Source organism: Pseudomonas sp. Sample_16 (genome assembly GCF_004307665.1).
Lineage (GTDB): Bacteria > Pseudomonadota > Gammaproteobacteria > Pseudomonadales > Pseudomonadaceae > Aquipseudomonas.
This window is the reverse complement of record NZ_RCOB01000215.1, coordinates 1-16,514: the sequence shown is the minus strand read 5'-3', so window position 1 is coordinate 16,514 and position 16,514 is coordinate 1. Positions and strand designations below refer to the sequence as shown.

Annotated in this window: 17 protein-coding genes; 15 read left to right on the top strand and 2 right to left on the bottom strand. The window is 60.5% G+C overall.

The genetic code is table 11. From position 1 onward, the window contains the following. From D8U69_RS28100 to D8U69_RS28060, 9 genes are all read left to right on the top strand, one after another. Window positions 1–161: tetraacyldisaccharide 4'-kinase (locus D8U69_RS28100; RefSeq protein ID WP_177434605.1), on the top strand; the 161-nt coding region annotated here is incomplete at its 5' end. 25 nt (window positions 162–186) lie between these two features. Next, a complete protein-coding gene (locus D8U69_RS28095) occupies window positions 187–372 on the top strand; it encodes a Trm112 family protein (RefSeq protein WP_007945752.1) in 186 nt (61 codons plus the stop codon). Then, window positions 369–1,133, top strand: a complete 765-nt coding sequence (gene kdsB / locus D8U69_RS28090; RefSeq protein WP_056855947.1) for a 3-deoxy-manno-octulosonate cytidylyltransferase — start codon at window positions 369–371, stop codon at window positions 1,131–1,133. Before D8U69_RS28095 ends, kdsB begins: the two co-directional genes overlap by 4 nt. Continuing rightward, window positions 1,133–1,597: a low molecular weight protein-tyrosine-phosphatase gene (locus D8U69_RS28085; protein WP_056855946.1), complete on the top strand. Its 465-nt coding sequence runs from the start codon at window positions 1,133–1,135 to the stop codon at window positions 1,595–1,597. Before kdsB ends, D8U69_RS28085 begins: the two co-directional genes overlap by 1 nt. Further along, the gene (gene murB / locus D8U69_RS28080; protein WP_130904437.1) at window positions 1,594–2,613 is read left to right on the top strand and encodes a UDP-N-acetylmuramate dehydrogenase; all 1,020 of its coding nucleotides are present in this window, start codon (window positions 1,594–1,596) and stop codon (window positions 2,611–2,613) included. Before D8U69_RS28085 ends, murB begins: the two co-directional genes overlap by 4 nt. A gap of 240 nt (window positions 2,614–2,853) precedes the next feature. After that, window positions 2,854–3,324, top strand: coding sequence for a (2Fe-2S)-binding protein (locus D8U69_RS28075; RefSeq protein WP_056855944.1), 471 nt, complete (start codon window positions 2,854–2,856; stop codon window positions 3,322–3,324). Beyond that, the gene (locus D8U69_RS28070; protein ID WP_056855943.1) at window positions 3,321–5,639 is read left to right on the top strand and encodes a xanthine dehydrogenase family protein molybdopterin-binding subunit; all 2,319 of its coding nucleotides are present in this window, start codon (window positions 3,321–3,323) and stop codon (window positions 5,637–5,639) included. Before D8U69_RS28075 ends, D8U69_RS28070 begins: the two co-directional genes overlap by 4 nt. Then, entirely contained in the window at window positions 5,639–6,622 is a 984-nt protein-coding gene (locus D8U69_RS28065) for an XdhC family protein (protein WP_130904435.1), read from the top strand. Before D8U69_RS28070 ends, D8U69_RS28065 begins: the two co-directional genes overlap by 1 nt. Next, entirely contained in the window at window positions 6,619–7,209 is a 591-nt protein-coding gene (locus D8U69_RS28060; RefSeq protein ID WP_130908586.1) for a nucleotidyltransferase family protein, read from the top strand. Before D8U69_RS28065 ends, D8U69_RS28060 begins: the two co-directional genes overlap by 4 nt. A 56-nt stretch (window positions 7,210–7,265) precedes the next feature. Here D8U69_RS28060 and rne read toward each other — a convergent pair whose 3' ends face one another. Further along, window positions 7,266–10,460, bottom strand: a complete 3,195-nt coding sequence (gene rne / locus D8U69_RS28055) for a ribonuclease E (protein ID WP_130908585.1) — start codon at window positions 10,458–10,460, stop codon at window positions 7,266–7,268. A gap of 700 nt (window positions 10,461–11,160) precedes the next feature. On the opposite strand from rne, the gene rluC reads away from it, so the two are divergent. From rluC to D8U69_RS28035, 3 genes are read left to right on the top strand one after another with little or no spacing between them, the layout of a single operon-like run. Continuing rightward, complete coding sequence (gene rluC / locus D8U69_RS28045; RefSeq protein WP_130904432.1) at window positions 11,161–12,123, top strand: 23S rRNA pseudouridine(955/2504/2580) synthase RluC; 963 nt, start codon at window positions 11,161–11,163, stop codon at window positions 12,121–12,123. After that, a complete protein-coding gene (locus D8U69_RS28040) occupies window positions 12,110–12,772 on the top strand; it encodes an HAD-IA family hydrolase (protein ID WP_130904431.1) in 663 nt (220 codons plus the stop codon). The genes rluC and D8U69_RS28040 overlap by 14 nt, the downstream gene beginning before the upstream one ends. A 24-nt stretch (window positions 12,773–12,796) precedes the next feature. After that, complete coding sequence (locus D8U69_RS28035) at window positions 12,797–13,786, top strand: S49 family peptidase (protein WP_130904430.1); 990 nt, start codon at window positions 12,797–12,799, stop codon at window positions 13,784–13,786. Window positions 13,787–13,936: 150 nt separating this feature from the next. Here the strand turns inward: D8U69_RS28035 and D8U69_RS28030 are convergent, their stop codons facing one another. Beyond that, a complete protein-coding gene (locus D8U69_RS28030) occupies window positions 13,937–14,515 on the bottom strand; it encodes a nucleoside triphosphate pyrophosphatase (RefSeq protein ID WP_130904429.1) in 579 nt (192 codons plus the stop codon). Window positions 14,516–14,620: 105 nt separating this feature from the next. On the opposite strand from D8U69_RS28030, the gene D8U69_RS28025 reads away from it, so the two are divergent. Genes D8U69_RS28025 through plsX form a run of 3 tightly spaced genes read left to right on the top strand, consistent with a single transcriptional unit; the run spans window position 14,621 to window position 16,359 of the window. Then, complete coding sequence (locus tag D8U69_RS28025; RefSeq protein WP_007942001.1) at window positions 14,621–15,148, top strand: YceD family protein; 528 nt, start codon at window positions 14,621–14,623, stop codon at window positions 15,146–15,148. 13 nt (window positions 15,149–15,161) lie between these two features. Then, window positions 15,162–15,344: a 50S ribosomal protein L32 gene (gene rpmF / locus D8U69_RS28020; RefSeq protein WP_003179396.1), complete on the top strand. Its 183-nt coding sequence runs from the start codon at window positions 15,162–15,164 to the stop codon at window positions 15,342–15,344. A 4-nt stretch (window positions 15,345–15,348) separates the two neighbouring features. Next, window positions 15,349–16,359 carry a phosphate acyltransferase PlsX gene (plsX, locus tag D8U69_RS28015; protein ID WP_082557643.1) on the top strand — a complete coding sequence of 337 codons (1,011 nt, stop codon included), beginning with the start codon at window positions 15,349–15,351 and terminating at the stop codon, window positions 16,357–16,359. Window positions 16,360–16,514 lie beyond the last annotated feature (155 nt).

Here is a 16,514-nt window from a genome sequence, read left to right as displayed (position 1 = left end):
CATTGCCGTTGGTGATGACCGAAAAGGACGCGGTGAAGTGCCGTGCCTTCGCCGCTGCCGACTGGTGGTACCTGGCGGTCGATGCTGTGCCGACGCCGGCCTTCGTGGCCTGGTTCGATACGCAATTGATGCGCCTGTTGCCGGCTCGTCTCTTGCCTTAAATCCGTTTTTATCCAGGGAATGCTCATGGACACCAAATTGCTCGACATCCTCGCTTGCCCGGTCTGCAAAGGCCCGCTCAAGCTCAGCGCCGACAAGACCGAGCTGATCAGCAAGGGCGCTGGTCTCGCGTACCCGATTCGCGATGGCATTCCGGTGATGCTCGAAACCGAAGCCCGCACCCTGACCACCGACGAGCGTCTGGATAAATGACCACAGCCTTTACCGTTGTCATTCCATCGCGCTACGCCTCCACCCGTTTGCCCGGCAAACCGCTGCTGTTGATCGCCGGCAAGCCGATGATCCAGCACGTCTGGGAACAGGCAAGCAAAAGCAGCGCCCAGCGTGTGGTGGTTGCCACTGATGACGCGCGCATCGTCGAGGCCTGCGAGGGCTTTGGTGCCGAAGTGGTGCTGACCCGTGAAGACCACAACTCCGGCACCGATCGCCTGGCGGAAGTCGCGGCGAAACTGGGCCTTGCTCCTGACGCTATCGTAGTCAATGTCCAGGGTGATGAGCCGTTGATCCCGGCGAGCGTGATCGATCAAGTCGCCGCCAACCTGGCTCTGCATACCGAAGCGCGCATGGCCACCCTGGCCGAGCCGATCGACGACGTGGAAACCCTGTTCAATCCCAACGTGGTGAAAGTGGTCAGCGACCTCAATGGCCTGGCGCTGACCTTCAGTCGTGCCACGCTGCCATGGGCACGGGACGCGTTCGCCCAGAGCCGCGAGCAATTGCCGGAAGGCGTGCCGTATCGTCGCCATATCGGCATCTACGCCTACCGCGCCGGTTTCCTGAATGACTTCGTCAGCTGGGGGCCATGCTGGCTGGAAAACACCGAGTGCCTGGAACAGTTGCGGGCCCTGTGGCACGGCGTGCGCATTCACGTCGCCGATGCGCTGATCGCGCCACCTCCGGGCGTCGATACTGTTGAAGACCTTGAGCGCGTTCGTCGCCTGCTGGAGGCCTGATGCGGGTTCTGTTTGTCTGCCTGGGCAACATCTGCCGTTCACCCACGGCTGAAGGCGTGTTGCGCCACAAACTGCGTGAGGCGGGGCTGGCCGGTCAGGTCGAAGTCGCCTCCGCCGGCACCGGTGACTGGCACGTCGGCAGGGCGCCGGACAAGCGCAGCCAGGCGGCGGCGAAGCTGCGTGGCTACGATCTGTCAGCCCAACGCGCCCAGCAAGTGACCAAAGCTGATTTCGCCACCTACGACCTGATCCTGGCGATGGACAACAGCAATCTGCTCCACCTCAAGGCTTTGCAACCGGCAAAGGGCAAGGCTGAGCTGGATTTGTTCCTGCGCCGCTATCAGGTGGAAATCGACGAAGTCCCGGACCCGTATTACGACGGCGACCAAGGCTTTGAGCAGGTGCTGGATCTGATCGAGCGCGCCAGTGATTTGCTGGTGATCGAGCTGAAGGGACGGTTATGAGTTTGCAGGTTCGGTCGCAGGTTTCGCTCAAGCCGTTCAACAGCTTTGGCGTGGATGTCCAGGCCCGGTTGTTTGCCCAGGCCCATAGTGACGCCGATGTACGGGAGGCCTTGGCCTACGGGCTGGAGCATCAGGTGCCGGTGCTGGTAATCGGTGGTGGCAGCAATTTGCTGCTGACGGCGGATATCCAGTCATTGGTGCTGCGCATGGCCACCCGCGGGATTCGTGTGGTGAGCGACGATGGCAACAACGTGGTGATTGAGGCCGAGGCCGGTGAGCCTTGGCATCCGTTTGTGCAGCACACGTTGGCACAGGGCTTGTCAGGCCTGGAAAACCTCAGCCTGATTCCCGGCACCGTCGGTGCAGCACCCATGCAGAACATCGGCGCTTACGGGGTCGAGATCAAGGACGTATTCGCCGGTCTGACCGCGCTTGATCGCCAGAGTGGCGAACTGCGCGACTTCAGCCTGCAAGAGTGCAACTTCGCCTACCGCGACAGTTTGTTCAAACAGCAACCGGGGCGCTGGCTGATTTTGCGCGTTCGCTTTGCCCTCAACCGTGTCGCGCCATTGCATCTGGAATACGGCCCGGTGCGTCAGCGCCTGACCGAGCAAGGCATCGAACACCCGACCGCCAGCGATGTCAGCCAGGCCATTTGCAGCATTCGCAACGAAAAACTGCCGGACCCGGCGGTACTGGGCAATGCCGGCAGTTTCTTCAAGAATCCGTTGGTGCCAGCGGCGCTTGTCGCGCAGCTCAAAATCCAATACCCGGATCTGGTGGCCTATGCGCAACCCGACGGGCAGATGAAAATCGCCGCCGGTTGGCTGATCGAGCGGGCAGGCTGGAAAGGTTTCCGTGATGCCGACGCGGGCGTGCATAAATTGCAGGCGCTGGTGCTGGTCAACTACGGCAGCGCCACGGGGTTGCAATTGCTCGACCTGGCGCAGCGTATTCAGAAAGACATTTCAGAACGTTTTCATGTCGAATTGGAAATGGAGCCGAACCGGTATTGAAGCTAAGCTTTCAGGACTGATTCTCAAGCCCTGCACAATGACCATTGTGCAGGGCTTTTTTGTTAATGCTGGGTTAACTTAGTCAGCTAACGATGCAAACGATTTGTTCTACCAAAGGCCCGGTGCAGACGCTGCCGTTTGCGCAAGAGAGCCGATTAGCCTGAGCCGATCTGCGTTCCGAACCAAGATCCAACGGCAGATTGCTCGACCCCATAACTCAAGAAATATGCGGGCGTGCCCATGATTACCCTGAAACTCAACGGTCAAGACCATCAACTCGACGTCACCGAGGACATGCCGCTGCTCTGGGCTATCCGCGACGTGGCGGGCTATAACGGCACCAAATTCGGCTGCGGCATGGGCCTGTGCGGCGCGTGCACCATTCATATCGGAGGTGCGCCGGCGCGTAGTTGCATCACGCCGATCGGCTCGGTGGTCGGACAGAACGTCACCACCATCGACAACCTGCATGCCGACCCGGTAGGTAAAGTGGTGCAACAAGCCTGGCTCGATACGGCGGTGGCCCAATGCGGTTACTGCCAGGGTGGACAAATCATGTCCGCCACGGCCCTGCTCAAGACCAACCCGAACCCCAGCGACGAACAGATCGAAGAGGCGATGGTCGGCAATATCTGCCGCTGCGGCACTTATAACCGCATCAAGACCGCCATCCGCCAGGCATCCACCCACCTGAAGGAGGCCAAGGCATGAGCCAGTTACCAATGGATTTCGCCCTGAGCAACCTCAGTCGCCGTGGTTTTCTCAAGGGCGTGGGCGCTGCGGGTGCCCTGGTGGTTGCCGCAAGCTGGGGCTGGCAAGACGCGTTTGCCGAAGAAGTGAAGAAATTCGGCGCCGACGGCATGCCCAATGGTTGGGTGGATGACCCCAAGGTGTACGTCAGCATCGCCGCCGATGGCACGGTAACCGTTGTTTGCAACCGTTCGGAAATGGGCCAGGGCGTGCGCACCAGTCTGACCATGGTAGTTGCCGATGAACTGGAAGCTGATTGGGCGCGAGTCAAAGTGCGGCAGGCGCCGGGTGACGAAGTGCGCTTCGGCAACCAGGACACCGACGGTTCGCGCAGCATGCGCCACTGGTACGAGCCGATGCGCCGCTGTGGCGCCGCCGCGCGGACCATGCTGGAGCAGGCCGCTGCCGATCAGTGGAAAGTGCCGGTCGGCGAATGCCATGCGCAGCTGCACAAAGTCATCCACAAGCCGTCCGGCCGTGAACTGGAGTATGGCGCGCTGGCCGCAGCCGCCGGTGCCTTGGCCGTTCCGCCGCGGGACAGCCTGAAGCTCAAGCAACCGTCGGAATTTCGCTACATCGGCAAGGAAGGCAGCAAGGCCATCGACGGTGACGACATTGTCAACGGCCGGGCAGTGTATGGCGCCGATGTGCATTTCGACGGCATGTTGTACGCCACCATTGCCCGGCCTGCGGTCTACGGTGGCAAGGTCAAAAGCTTCGATGCCACTGCGGCGATGAAAGTCCCGGGCGTGGTCAAGGTGCTGCAGATCGAAAGTCGTCCGCTGCCATCGGAGTTCCAACCATTGGGCGGAATCGCCGTGGTGGCGAACAATACCTGGGCGGCGATCAAGGGCCGCGAAGCGCTGAAAATCGAGTGGGATGACGGCGCCAATGCCAGCTACGATTCGATCGCCTACCGCAAGGAACTCGAAGCCGCCTCCCTCAAGCCAGGCAAAGTCGTCCGCAATACCGGCAACATCGACGAAGCCATGAGCAGCGCCGACAGCACGCTGGAGGCCTCCTACTATCTGCCGCACCTGTCGCAATCGCCAATGGAGCCGATGGTCGCCATCGCTCGCTACAAGGATGGCGCCTGTGAAGCGTGGGGGCCAAGTCAGGCGCCACAGGTCACCCGCGAACGGATCGGCGAGCGTCTGGGTCTGCCGTTCGATAACGTCACGTTCAACGTGACCTTGCTTGGCGGCGGTTTCGGTCGCAAGTCCAAACCCGACTTCATCATCGAAGCGGCCATTCTCGCCAAAGAGTTTCCCGGCAAGGCTGTGCGTGTGCAATGGACCCGTGAAGACGATATCCATTGTTCCTACTTCCACACCGTCTCGGCCGAATACCTCAAGGCCAGCCTGAACAAGGACGGCCTGCCATCCGGTTGGCTGCACCGGACGGTTGCGCCGAGCATTACCGCATTGTTCGCGCCGGGCATGAATCACGAGGCGGCTTTCGAGTTGGGCATGGGCTTCACCAACATGGCCTACGCCATCCCGAATGTGCGCCTGGAAAACCCCGAAGCCACCGTGCACACCCGCGTGGGCTGGTATCGCTCGGTGTCGAACATCCCGCATGGTTTCGCGATCCAGAGCTTTATCGACGAACTGGCGCACAAGGCCGGGCAAGACCCGCTCAAGTACCAGATCAAGTTGCTTGGACCGGACCGGCAGATCGATCCGCGCACCCTGAGTGAGGAATGGAACTACGGCGAATCGCCCGAGCGCTATCCGATCGATACCGGGCGACTGCGTACCGTGCTGGAAACCGCTGCCAAAGCCGCGGGTTGGGGCCGCGAGTTGCCGAAGGGCCGGGGCCTGGGGCTGGCGGTACATTACAGCTTCGTCACCTACGTGGCGGCGGTGATCGAGGTCGAAGTCAAAGACGATGGCACGTTGCTCGTGCACAAGGCTGACATCGCCGTGGATTGTGGGCCGCAGATCAACCCCGAGCGGATTCGCGCGCAGTTTGAAGGCGCTTGCGTGATGGGGCTGGGCAATGCGGTGCTGGGCGAGATCAGCTTCAAGGATGGCAAGGTCCAGCAGGATAACTTCCACATGTACGAAGTGGCGCGCATGTCGCTGGCACCGAAGGAAGTCGCTGTGCATCTGGTCACACCACCAGGCACCGTACCCTTGGGCGGTGTGGGTGAGCCGGGTGTGCCGCCGATTGCCCCGGCGCTGTGTAACGCGATCTTCGCCGCCACCGGCAAACGCATTCGCGACCTGCCGGTTCGCTATCAACTGCAAGACTGGCGCAAGGCGCAAGCCTGATGGACAGCGTCGATCTGAACGTCCTGCGCAGCGTGCTGGAGTGGCGCCGCGCCGGAAAGCGAGTGGTGTTGTACAGCGTGGTCCAGACCTGGGGCACCGCGCCCCGGGCGCCGGGTGCGATGCTTGCGTTGCGCGAGGACGGTGTCGTGATCGGCTCAGTGTCCGGCGGTTGCGTCGAAGATGACCTGATTGCACGGTTGCATGACGGTCGAATACCCTCCGACGGGCCGCCGGTGCAGTTGATTACCTATGGCGTCACCCGCGAGGAGGCCGCACGTTTCGGTTTGCCCTGCGGCGGCACGTTGCGTTTGACCGAAGAGCGGGTCGGCGATGTGGATTGGGTGGCCGAGTTGCTGACGCGCTGCGAGGATCATCAAATCGTCGCGCGTTCGCTGGATATCGAATCGGGCAAAGTGCTTTTGCAAGCGGCCGACAAATCGGACGTGCTGACGTTTGATGGAAAGACGCTGCGGGCCATTTATGGTCCGCGCTGGCGCCTGCTACTGATCGGCGCGGGACAATTGTCCCGATATGTCGCCGAAATGGCACGACTGCTGGATTTCGAAGTGCTGATCTGCGATCCGCGCACTGAATTCGTCTACGGTTGGGAGGAACAGCACGGGCGCTTCGTCTCGGGCATGCCCGACGACGCAGTACTCAGCATCCAGACCGACGAGCGCACAGCGATTGTTGCGCTGACGCACGACCCGCGGCTGGACGACATGGCGCTGCTCACCGCCCTGGATTCCAAAGCATTCTATGTTGGCGCATTGGGCTCGCGGATCAACAGCCACAAGCGCCGGGAAAACCTCGCGCAGCTGGGTTTGTCGCAACAGTCCATCGAACGGCTGCATGGCCCGATCGGCCTGCACATTGGCAGCCACAGCCCGGCGGAAATCGCGCTGTCGCTGATGGCCGAGATTGTGGCGATCAAGAACGGTGTTGAGTTGAAACAGAAAAAACCGTTGCGGGAGGGCGTATGAACGAGCCCATCGGAGTCATCCTTCTGGCGGCGGGGCAGGGCAGTCGGTTCCGGCAGGTGGCGGGTGAGGAAAAAGACAAGTTGCTGGCGGACTGTAAAGGGCGGGATGGCGCTGTCCGTTCGGTGATCGAGCAGGTGCTGGTGAATCTGCCGGCCACGTTGGACCAACGTGTGCTGGTCACCACGGCGGATCGCCCGCAGGTGATTCGGATGGCCAAGGCTTATGGCTGCGAGATCGTGCTGGTCGAATCCACGGGAATGGGTGACAGCATCGCCGCTGGCGTGGCGGCTTGTGCGCAGCTCGGTGGGTGGTTGATGGTGTTGGGGGATATGCCGTTCATCCTGCCTTCGAGCATTGAACACGTTACGGCGCAGGTGGCTGACGACTGTATCAGTGTGCCGGTTCAGGACGGCGAATATGGCCATCCGGTGGGTTTTGGCCGCAGTTTTGGTTCAGGGTTGATGGCGCTGTCAGGTGATCGCGGGGCCAAGCCGCTGTTTGCACAGGGGCGCGTGGTTGAAGTCGCGGTGGATGATCCTGGTGTGTTGTGGGACGTGGACGTGCCGGAGAAGTTGATCTTCGATTAAACATAAAAAAGCCCCGCCTGGGTTCACCAGGCGGGGCTTTTTACTGACCGACGGAATCAGACGAGTGGTTTAGGCTCGTGTTCCTTTTCCTCGGCTTGTTCGTGTTGCTCTACCGCTTCCTGTACGGAGCGCGGTGCTTCCTCGATCACCGACTCAACCTGCTCGGCGGCGACTTCGGCAGCCGGGGCAGGTGCTGCCTCGACCACGTCGGCAGCAACCGGTGCCGCGACAGCAGCTTCAGTCTGAGCAGCAGCGGCAGCCAGTTCGGCTTCCTTCTGCAGGCGCTCTTCTTCACGCTTGCGACGACGCACTTCACGCGGGTCGTTCGGCGCACGGCCGCTTGGCGTCAGGGCGCTGACCGGAGCCGCTTCAACGACAGGTGCTGGCGCTTCGGCGACGACCGGTGCTTCTACAACCGGGGCTGGCTCGGCAGCGGCAACCACTGGCTCGGAAACCGACGCTGCGGGCACTTCAGCTTCGGCAGCCGGTGCTGGAGTTTCGGCAACGGCTGGCTCGGCGACCCAGTTGAACGCAGTTTGCTCTTCGCGGACTTCACGAACGGTTTCAGTCACGGTTTCAACAACCGGTTCTGCAACCACCGCAGGCGCTTCGGCAACCGCGGCTAGTTCAGCAGGCGCTTCAACCACAGGTTGTGCTTCTGGTGCCTGGGCCACTTCGATTTCCGGCGAAGCGGTTACTTCTACCGGCGTGGTCGCTTCAACGACTGGCGCTTCAACTGGAGCAGTCTCCAGGGTGGCGGCAGTGGCGCGTTCGGCTTGCTCGTGAGCTTGTGCTTCGGCCGGAGCGCTGATCACGCTGCTGGCAACGGCTGCGGTAACAGCCAGGCCGGCGGCCAGATCGGCAGTGCTTGGCGCTTCAGCGTTGTCGCCAGCTTCGGACTCTTCCGAACCTTCGATCACGTTGCCGTTGGCATCACGCTGACGCTCGCGACGGTTGCTGCGGCGACGCTGACCACGGGAGCGACGGCGTGGACGATCGCCTTCGGCGCCTTCCTGACCATCTTCCTGCAGTTGCTCCTCGTTGGTTGGCAGTTCTTCTTCGGCTACAGCGGCAGCGGCTTGCTCGGCACGCGGCTGACGTTCTTCACGCGGTGGGCGTGGAGCGCGTTCTTCGCGTGGCTGGCGGGCCGGACGTTCTTCCGCGCTCGCAGCAGCGGCCGGTGCAGCATCCAGTGGCTCACGCAGTTCACGTACGCGTTCTTCACGCTCGCCACGTGGCTTGCGATCTTCACGTGGAGCGCGTGGTGCACGTTCTTCACGCGGAGCGCGTGGAGCGCGTTCTTCACGGGCTACGGCTGGAGTCTCTTCCCGGGCTTCGCGTGGTTGACGCTCTTCGCGTGGTTCACGTGGTGCGCGTTCTTCACGCGGTGCACGTTCCTCGCGCGGCTTGCGTTCTTCATCGCGGCGACCGTTACGGTTGCGGCTCTGCTGGCGACCGTTGCGACGCTCTTCGTTGCGAGCAGGACGCTCGGTAGCCGGCTTCTCGACCACAACGGGAGCCACTGGCTCTTCCTTGGTGGCGAACAGGCTGACCAGCGACTTCACCAGGCCCTTGAACAGGCTTGGCTCTGGCGCGGCGGCAGGGGCGGCAACAGGTGCTGCGACCACTTCGGTCGGAACCGGAGCATTGGCGCGGGCCGGTGCGGTCTTGACCGCGGCTTCCTGGCGAACCAGGGTGCGGGTGGCGGCAGCTGGCTGGACTTCTTCGACTTCGGCAGCGGCGGCAGCGATTTCGTAGCTGGACTGGTTGGTCGCGGCTTCCGGGCTGTCATCACGCAGGCGCTGCACTTCGAAGTGCGGCGTTTCGAGGTGATCGTTCGGCAGGATGACGATGCGAGCACGGGTGCGCAGTTCGATCTTGGTGATCGAGTTGCGTTTTTCGTTGAGCAGGAACGCGGCAACCGGGATCGGCACTTGTGCGCGAACTTCGGCGGTGCGGTCTTTCAGGGCTTCTTCTTCGATCAGGCGCAGGATCGCCAGGGACAGCGATTCAACGTCACGGATGATGCCGGTGCCGTTGCAACGCGGGCAGACGATGCCGCTGCTTTCGCCCAGGGATGGACGCAGGCGCTGACGGGACATTTCCAGCAAACCGAAGCGCGAGATGCGACCGACTTGCACGCGAGCGCGGTCGGCTTCCAGGCATTCGCGGACTTTCTCTTCCACGGCGCGCTGGTTCTTGGCAGGGGTCATGTCGATGAAGTCGATGACAATCAGGCCGCCGATGTCGCGCAGGCGCAACTGACGGGCGATTTCTTCGGCGGCTTCGAGGTTGGTCTGCAGGGCGGTTTCTTCGATGTCGCTGCCTTTGGTGGCGCGCGCCGAGTTGATGTCGATGGACACCAGGGCTTCGGTCGGATCGATGACGATGGAGCCGCCGGAAGGCAGTTCGACAACGCGTTGGAAGGCGGTTTCGATCTGGCTTTCGATCTGGAAGCGATTGAACAGCGGAACGCTGTCTTCGTACAGCTTGATCTTGCTGGCGTACTGCGGCATCACCTGGCGGATGAAGGTCAGGGCTTCGTCCTGGGCTTCAACGCTGTCGATCAGCACTTCGCCGATGTCCTGGCGCAGGTAATCGCGGATGGCGCGGATGATCACGTTGCTTTCCTGGTAGATCAGGAACGGCGCGGCGCGGTCCAGCGAGGCTTCCTTGATGGCGGTCCACAGTTGCAGCAGGTAATCGAGGTCCCACTGCATTTCTTCGCTGCTGCGGCCCAGGCCGGCAGTGCGCACGATCAGGCCCATGTCGGCCGGTGCAACCAGGCCGTTCAGCGCTTCACGCAGTTCGTTGCGCTCTTCGCCTTCGATGCGACGGGAGATGCCGCCGGCACGCGGGTTGTTCGGCATCAGCACCAGGTAACGACCGGCCAGGCTGATGAAGGTGGTCAGGGCGGCGCCCTTGTTGCCACGTTCTTCTTTTTCGACCTGAACGATGACTTCCTGGCCTTCGCTCAGGACGTCCTTGATATTGACGCGACCTTCCGGGGCTTTCTTGAAGTATTCGCGGGAGATTTCTTTGAGGGGCAGGAAGCCGTGGCGCTCGGAGCCGAAATCGACAAAGGCAGCCTCAAGGCTTGGTTCGATGCGAGTAATCCGGCCTTTATAGATGTTGGCCTTCTTCTGCTCGCGTGCACCGGATTCGATGTCCAGGTCGTAGAGGCGTTGGCCATCTACCAGTGCAACACGCAACTCTTCAGGTTGAGTTGCGTTAATCAGCATTCTTTTCATGTAGTACCGTCGGTTTCCGGGCTGCCGGAAACGGCGTTCGGCACACACGACTTCTCACGGTCGGTGCCAGGTGCGTCGGGAGTGGTTGGCCATTCCCGTGTCCAGCGATGTCCGGCCAATGTGGGCCTGCATCGCGACGTACGCGTCCTGCTTGCTGTGGCTACTTAAGCACTCAGTCAGGAGGAGGAATCAACCGGCGGCTGTGGACGAGATGAAGCGTCTTGATAAAGCCTATTGCTACACAGTCCAGCGGTTGTGCATCTCCACCCTACACGTATCCCTGATAATTCGGGTGCTGCCGCGCGCAGAATCCGCAGCGGGTTGGCATTTACCGTGAGCTCCGAAAGGGGAGGTCACGCATCATGGCTAATTTAGGCAATGTTTCCGAAGCGTTCGCTCGGGGTCATTCGCAGCTGACTGCACTTTGTGAACTGGCCGTGAATATGGCGCGCAAAACGAGTCAAAACTCTGCTTTGCGGCGTGATTCAGGCCTCATGTCACCTGCGCTCGTTACACCTGCAAACTCCACCGTTACGTAGCGAAAGCCCCGTAGGACGGCCTCGCGTCCTGGTGAATTGCGTTGGTCAGGGTCGGTTTTTGACCGTTGGTCCGCTGTCCAGGCCGCTTTTGGCGGCGTTCGCGACTATAGCAGCAATGATTAAGTGCTTCAATTCCATAAAAAATTGTTATCATCCGCGCCATGACGACTACTGCCCCTTCGACCCCAGGCGTACAACTGCTTGAGGTCTCGCCGGAATATGCCGGCCAACGTATTGATAACTTCCTTCTCGCTCGGCTCAAAGGCGTACCCAAGACCTTGATTTATCGCATTTTGCGCAAAGGCGAAGTGCGGGTGAACAAAGGTCGGATCAAGCCCGAATACAAGCTGCAGGCGGGCGATATCGTGCGCGTGCCGCCGGTTCGCGTGCCTGAGCGCGACGAACCCGTGCCGCTGGCACAAGGCCTGCTGCAGCGACTCGAGGCCTCGATTGTCTACGAAGACAAGGCGCTGCTCGTGATCAACAAGCCTTGCGGCATCGCGGTTCACGGCGGCAGTGGCTTGAATTACGGGGTGATCGAAGCCTTTCGTCAGTTGCGTCCCGATTGCAAGGAGCTGGAACTGGTTCACCGTCTGGACCGCGACACTTCCGGCCTGCTGATGATCGCCAAGAAGCGCAGCATGTTGCGTCACTTGCATACGGCACTGCGCGGCGATGGCGTCGACAAGCGCTACATGGCGCTGGTTCGCGGTAACTGGGCGTCCTCGATCAAGCAGGTCCGGGCTTCGCTCGGCAAGAGTAACCTGCGCTCCGGCGAGCGAATGGTCGAGGTGGACGAGGAAGAGGGCAAAGAGTCCGTGACCGTGTTCAAGGTCCTGCGTCGCTTTGGCGACTTTGCCACCCTGATCGAAGCCAAGCCTATTACCGGCCGTACCCACCAGATCCGCGTCCATACCTTGCACGCCGGGCACTGTATTGCCGGCGACAGCAAGTACGGTGATGACGATTTCAGCAAGGAAATCCGTGATCTGGGCGGCAAGCGCCTGTTCCTGCACGCCTACATGCTGACCGTGCCGTTGCCCGATGGCGGTGAACTCAAGTTGCAGGCGCCGGTCGACGAAATGTGGACCAAGACTGTGGAGCGATTGAGTGCGCCCATCTGACTACAAGCTGCTGATATTCGATTGGGATGGCACCCTGGCTGATTCCATTGGTCGGATTGTCGAAGCGATGCATGTGGCGTCCGAGCGATCCGGTTTTCAATTGCGCGATGATCTCGCCGTCAAGGGCATCATCGGGCTGGGGTTGCCGGAGGCGATCCGCACGCTGTATCCGGACATCAGCGATAGCGAGCTGATCGCCTTTCGCGAGCATTATGCCGACCACTACATCGCCTCGGAGGCGGTGCCTTCTCCGTTGTTCGAGGGGGTGGTTGAATCGATGCAGGCGTTTCGCGCCGAGGGATATCACCTGGCAGTCGCAACGGGCAAGGCTCGGCGTGGGTTGGATCGGGTGTTGAATGCGCACGGTTGGGCTGACTATTTCGATATCACTCGTGCCGCCGACGAAACCGCCAGCAAGCCTCACCCACTGATGCTTGAGCAGATTCTTGCGCATTGCGAGGTTCGCCCGGAACAGGCGCTGATGGTCGGCGACTCATCCTTCGATTTGCAGATGGCGCGCAACGCCGGCATGGATTCGGTCGCGGTCAGCTATGGCGCCCAATCGATCGAGTCGTTGAAACTGTTCGAGCCTCGCTTGGCCATCGATCACTTTTCAGAATTGCATGCCTGGCTGAGTCAGCGGGCTTAATACGTTTTTGCTGGGGTAGATGTCATGACCGACGAATGGAAAGCACCCGCCAAGGCGAGCGCAGAGAGCGGTGACGAGAAGAGCTGGAAGCTGTTGGAAAAAACCTTGCTGGCGGGCGTTCAGGAGCAGCGCCGTTCCAGGCGTTGGGGGATTTTCTTCAAGCTGTTGACCTTTGTATACCTGTTTGGCGCGCTGTTGTTGTTCTCGCCGCTGATGGACATGGAAAAAGCCGCTACCCGCAGCGGCAACTACACCGCGCTGATCGACATCAATGGCATGATCGCCGACAAGGAGCCGGCCAGCGCCGACAATATCGTTGGCAGTCTGCGTGCGGCCTTTGAGGACAAGAAGGTCAAAGGTGTCATCCTGCGCATCAACAGCCCGGGTGGCAGTCCTGTGCAGTCAGGCTACGTCTATGACGAGATCCGTCGTTTGCGCGGTCTGCACCCTGATACCAAGCTCTACGCAGTGATTTCCGATCTGGGTGCTTCCGGTGCCTACTACATCGCCAGTGCTGCCGATCAGATCTACGCCGACAAGGCGAGTCTGGTGGGTTCCATCGGTGTGACGGCGGCCGGGTACGGTTTCGTCGGCACCATGGAAAAGCTGGGTGTCGAGCGTCGCACCTACACCTCGGGCGAGCACAAGTCCTTTCTTGATCCGTTCCAGCCGCAAAAGCCGGAAGAAACAGCGTTCTGGCAAGGCGTGCTCGACACCACGCACAAGCAGTTCATCAACAGCGTCAAGCAGGGTCGGGGCGATCGCCTGAAGGACAAAGAGCATCCGGAGCTGTTTTCCGGTCTCGTATGGTCTGGCGAGCAGGCTTTGCCGCTGGGGCTGGTGGATGGCCTGGGCAATGCCAGTTCGGTTGCGCGTGATGTGATCGGGGAAAAAGAACTGGTCGACTTCACCGTTCAGGAATCGCCATTCGACCGCTTCTCGAAAAAGCTTGGTGCCAGCGTGGCTGAGCATTTGGCGATGTGGATGGGGTTCAGCGGTCCGTCGTTGCGCTGATTTCGACACAATCAAGAAAACCGGCCCCACATTTGCGTAATGCTGTTCACTTGAGGGTGAACATTGTACCCGTGGCGAGGGAGCTTGCTCCCGGAGGGGTGCGAAGCGGCCCCAAAAGCGATCCGACAAGCTCCCTCGCCACAGGATGCCTCAGGGGATTTGCACGCCCTCGGCCAGCAGCATGTCGATCAGGCGGATCAGCGGCAGGCCGACAAGGCTGGTGGCGTCGGTGCCTTCGGTGCTTTGAAACAGGCTCACACCCAGGCCTTCGGCCTTGAAGCTGCCAGCGCAATCGTAGGGCTGCTCGGCGTGCAGGTAGCGTTCGATGCGCGCTGCCTCGAGTGTGCGCATGTGTACGGTGAACGGCACGCAGTCGACCTGGCAGTGGCCGGTCTCGCTGTTGAGCAGCGCCAGTCCAGTCAGGAAGGTCACGCTGGCACCGCTTGAGGCCAGCAGCTGTTCGCGGGCCTTTTCGAAGGTGTGGGGTTTGCCGATGATCCTGTCGCCGAGTACGGCGACCTGGTCGGAACCGATGATCAGATGAGCGGCATGGCTGTGCGCCAGTGCGCGGGCTTTGTGCTCGGCGAGACGTTTTACCAGATCAATGGCAGGCTCGCCGGGGCGATGGCTTTCATCAATGTCCGGAGAGCTGCAAGTGAACGGCAGCCGCAGGCGGGCCAGCAAATCCCGGCGATAGACCGAGCTGGAAGCAAGTAATAAAGGCAGCATGCGCAACTCCAAATGGCAGGTGCGAATTCTAGCGAGGCTTCCAAGTGACGGACAGGGCTGAATTTCCTTTGACATGGGCGGGTGCATCCCTATAATGCTGCGCCTATGTTGAATGACCCGATTCCACCTCACGTTGACCCGCGCAAATTGGCTGACCGTGGCACCACCCTTCAAGGTGAAATGCTGCTGGCCGATTTGGAGAGACTCTGCGACCCGCTTTCCGACAATGTCGGTACGGTGCAGGCTAAATTCGTTTTTGAACGAGATGAACGTAAATCTGTGGTAATTCACAGCTTTATCGACACTGAAGTCAAAATGGTTTGCCAGCGTTGTCTTGAGCTGGTCACCCTGCCGATCCATAGCGAATGCAGTTATGCTGTGGTGAAGGAGGGTGCGAATACCCAGTCGTTGCCGAAAGGTTATGACGTGCTGGAACTGGGCGAAGATCCATTGGATCTGCAGTCACTGATCGAGGAGGAGCTTCTGCTCGCCTTGCCCATTGTGCCTGCTCATCATCCGGAAGAATGCCAGCAGCCGGCGGGAGCAGATGAGCCCGAACCGAGCGAGGACGAGGTAACGCGGTCCAACCCGTTCAGTGTATTGGCGCAGTTAAAGCGTGACCCAAACGTTTAGGAGTTAATCAATTATGGCTGTTCAGCAGAACAAAAAATCCCGCTCTGCCCGTGACATGCGCCGTTCGCACGACGCTCTCGAGGCTAGCACCCTGTCTGTAGAAAAAACCACCGGTGAAGTTCACCTGCGTCACCACGTATCGCCAGAAGGCGTATACCGTGGCCGTAAAGTGATCGACAAGGGCGCTGACGAGTAATCACTTGTCCGCTCAAGTCATCGCGATTGACGCAATGGGCGGGGACTTCGGTCCCCGCAGCATTGTCCAGGCCAGCCTTGCTTGCCTGTCTGCTACACCCTCGCTACACCTGACCCTCGTCGGTCAACCCTCCCTTCTTGAAGAACTGATCGCTGGCCATTCGGCTGTGGATCGCGCGCGCCTGTCGATTGCTCCGGCGTCCGAAGTCATCACCATGGACGAGAAACCTGCCCAGGCCCTGCGTGGCAAGCCCGATTCGTCGATGCGCGTGGCGCTTGAGTTATTGCGCGACGGCAAGGTTCAGGCGTGTGTCAGTGCTGGCAATACCGGCGCGTTGATGGCGTTGTCGCGGTTTGTGCTCAAGACGTTGCCGGGTATCGATCGCCCGGCCATGGTGGCGGCGATTCCGACGCAGAAAGGTTACTGCCAGTTGCTCGACCTGGGGGCCAATGTCGATTGCAGTGCCGAACATCTGCTGCAATTTGCAGTGATGGGCTCGGTCGCGGCAGAAACCTTGGGTATTGTTCGTCCACGGGTGGCCTTGCTGAACATCGGCACCGAGGACATCAAGGGCAATCAGCAGGTCAAGCTGGCTGCAACCTTGTTGCAAAGTGCCCGTGGTATCAACTACATCGGCTTCGTCGAAGGTGACGGCTTGTACCGTGGCGAGGCGGACGTGGTGGTGTGCGACGGGTTTGTCGGCAATATCCTGCTCAAGTCCAGCGAGGGGCTGGCGACCATGATCGCCGGGCGAATCGAAGCGTTGTTCAAGAAAAGCCTGCCTTCGCGCATGGTGGGGGCGTTGGCGCTGCCGCTGATGAAGCGACTGCAGGCTGACCTGGCGCCGGCACGACATAACGGTGCGAGCTTTCTCGGCTTGCAGGGTATTGTCGTAAAAAGCCACGGTTCCGCCGGGGTGCAGGGTTTTCAGAGTGCTATTTCCCGTGCCTTGATCGAAATTCAGGAAAATCTGCCAGAACGCATTCACGGTCGTCTGGAGGATTTGTTGCTTTAGGCGTTTTCGTCGGACAATGCTTAAATGTGACCGCTCAGTTCAATTGGCCATCCAACTGTCAGTTTCTTGCGTCCCCGATGGCGGGACGTCAATTCTCCGACGACAAGATCATTAGGGGCTTGTTACATGTCTGCTTCCCTCGCATTCGTCTTTCC

Excerpts from the sequence above, each read along its gene's own strand:
- D8U69_RS28095 (WP_007945752.1), top strand. The coding sequence starts at position 187 with ATGGACACCAAATTGCTCGACATCCTCGCTTGCCCGGTCTGCAAAGGC.
- kdsB (WP_056855947.1), top strand. The coding sequence starts at position 369 with ATGACCACAGCCTTTACCGTTGTCATTCCATCGCGCTACGCCTCCACC.
- D8U69_RS28085 (WP_056855946.1), top strand. The coding sequence starts at position 1,133 with ATGCGGGTTCTGTTTGTCTGCCTGGGCAACATCTGCCGTTCACCCACG.
- murB (WP_130904437.1), top strand. The coding sequence starts at position 1,594 with ATGAGTTTGCAGGTTCGGTCGCAGGTTTCGCTCAAGCCGTTCAACAGC.
- D8U69_RS28075 (WP_056855944.1), top strand. The coding sequence starts at position 2,854 with ATGATTACCCTGAAACTCAACGGTCAAGACCATCAACTCGACGTCACC.
- D8U69_RS28070 (WP_056855943.1), top strand. The coding sequence starts at position 3,321 with ATGAGCCAGTTACCAATGGATTTCGCCCTGAGCAACCTCAGTCGCCGT.
- D8U69_RS28065 (WP_130904435.1), top strand. The coding sequence starts at position 5,639 with ATGGACAGCGTCGATCTGAACGTCCTGCGCAGCGTGCTGGAGTGGCGC.
- D8U69_RS28060 (WP_130908586.1), top strand. The coding sequence starts at position 6,619 with ATGAACGAGCCCATCGGAGTCATCCTTCTGGCGGCGGGGCAGGGCAGT.
- rne (WP_130908585.1), bottom strand. The coding sequence starts at position 10,460 with ATGAAAAGAATGCTGATTAACGCAACTCAACCTGAAGAGTTGCGTGTT.
- rluC (WP_130904432.1), top strand. The coding sequence starts at position 11,161 with ATGACGACTACTGCCCCTTCGACCCCAGGCGTACAACTGCTTGAGGTC.
- D8U69_RS28035 (WP_130904430.1), top strand. The coding sequence starts at position 12,797 with ATGACCGACGAATGGAAAGCACCCGCCAAGGCGAGCGCAGAGAGCGGT.
- D8U69_RS28030 (WP_130904429.1), bottom strand. The coding sequence starts at position 14,515 with ATGCTGCCTTTATTACTTGCTTCCAGCTCGGTCTATCGCCGGGATTTG.
- D8U69_RS28025 (WP_007942001.1), top strand. The coding sequence starts at position 14,621 with ATGTTGAATGACCCGATTCCACCTCACGTTGACCCGCGCAAATTGGCT.
- rpmF (WP_003179396.1), top strand. The coding sequence starts at position 15,162 with ATGGCTGTTCAGCAGAACAAAAAATCCCGCTCTGCCCGTGACATGCGC.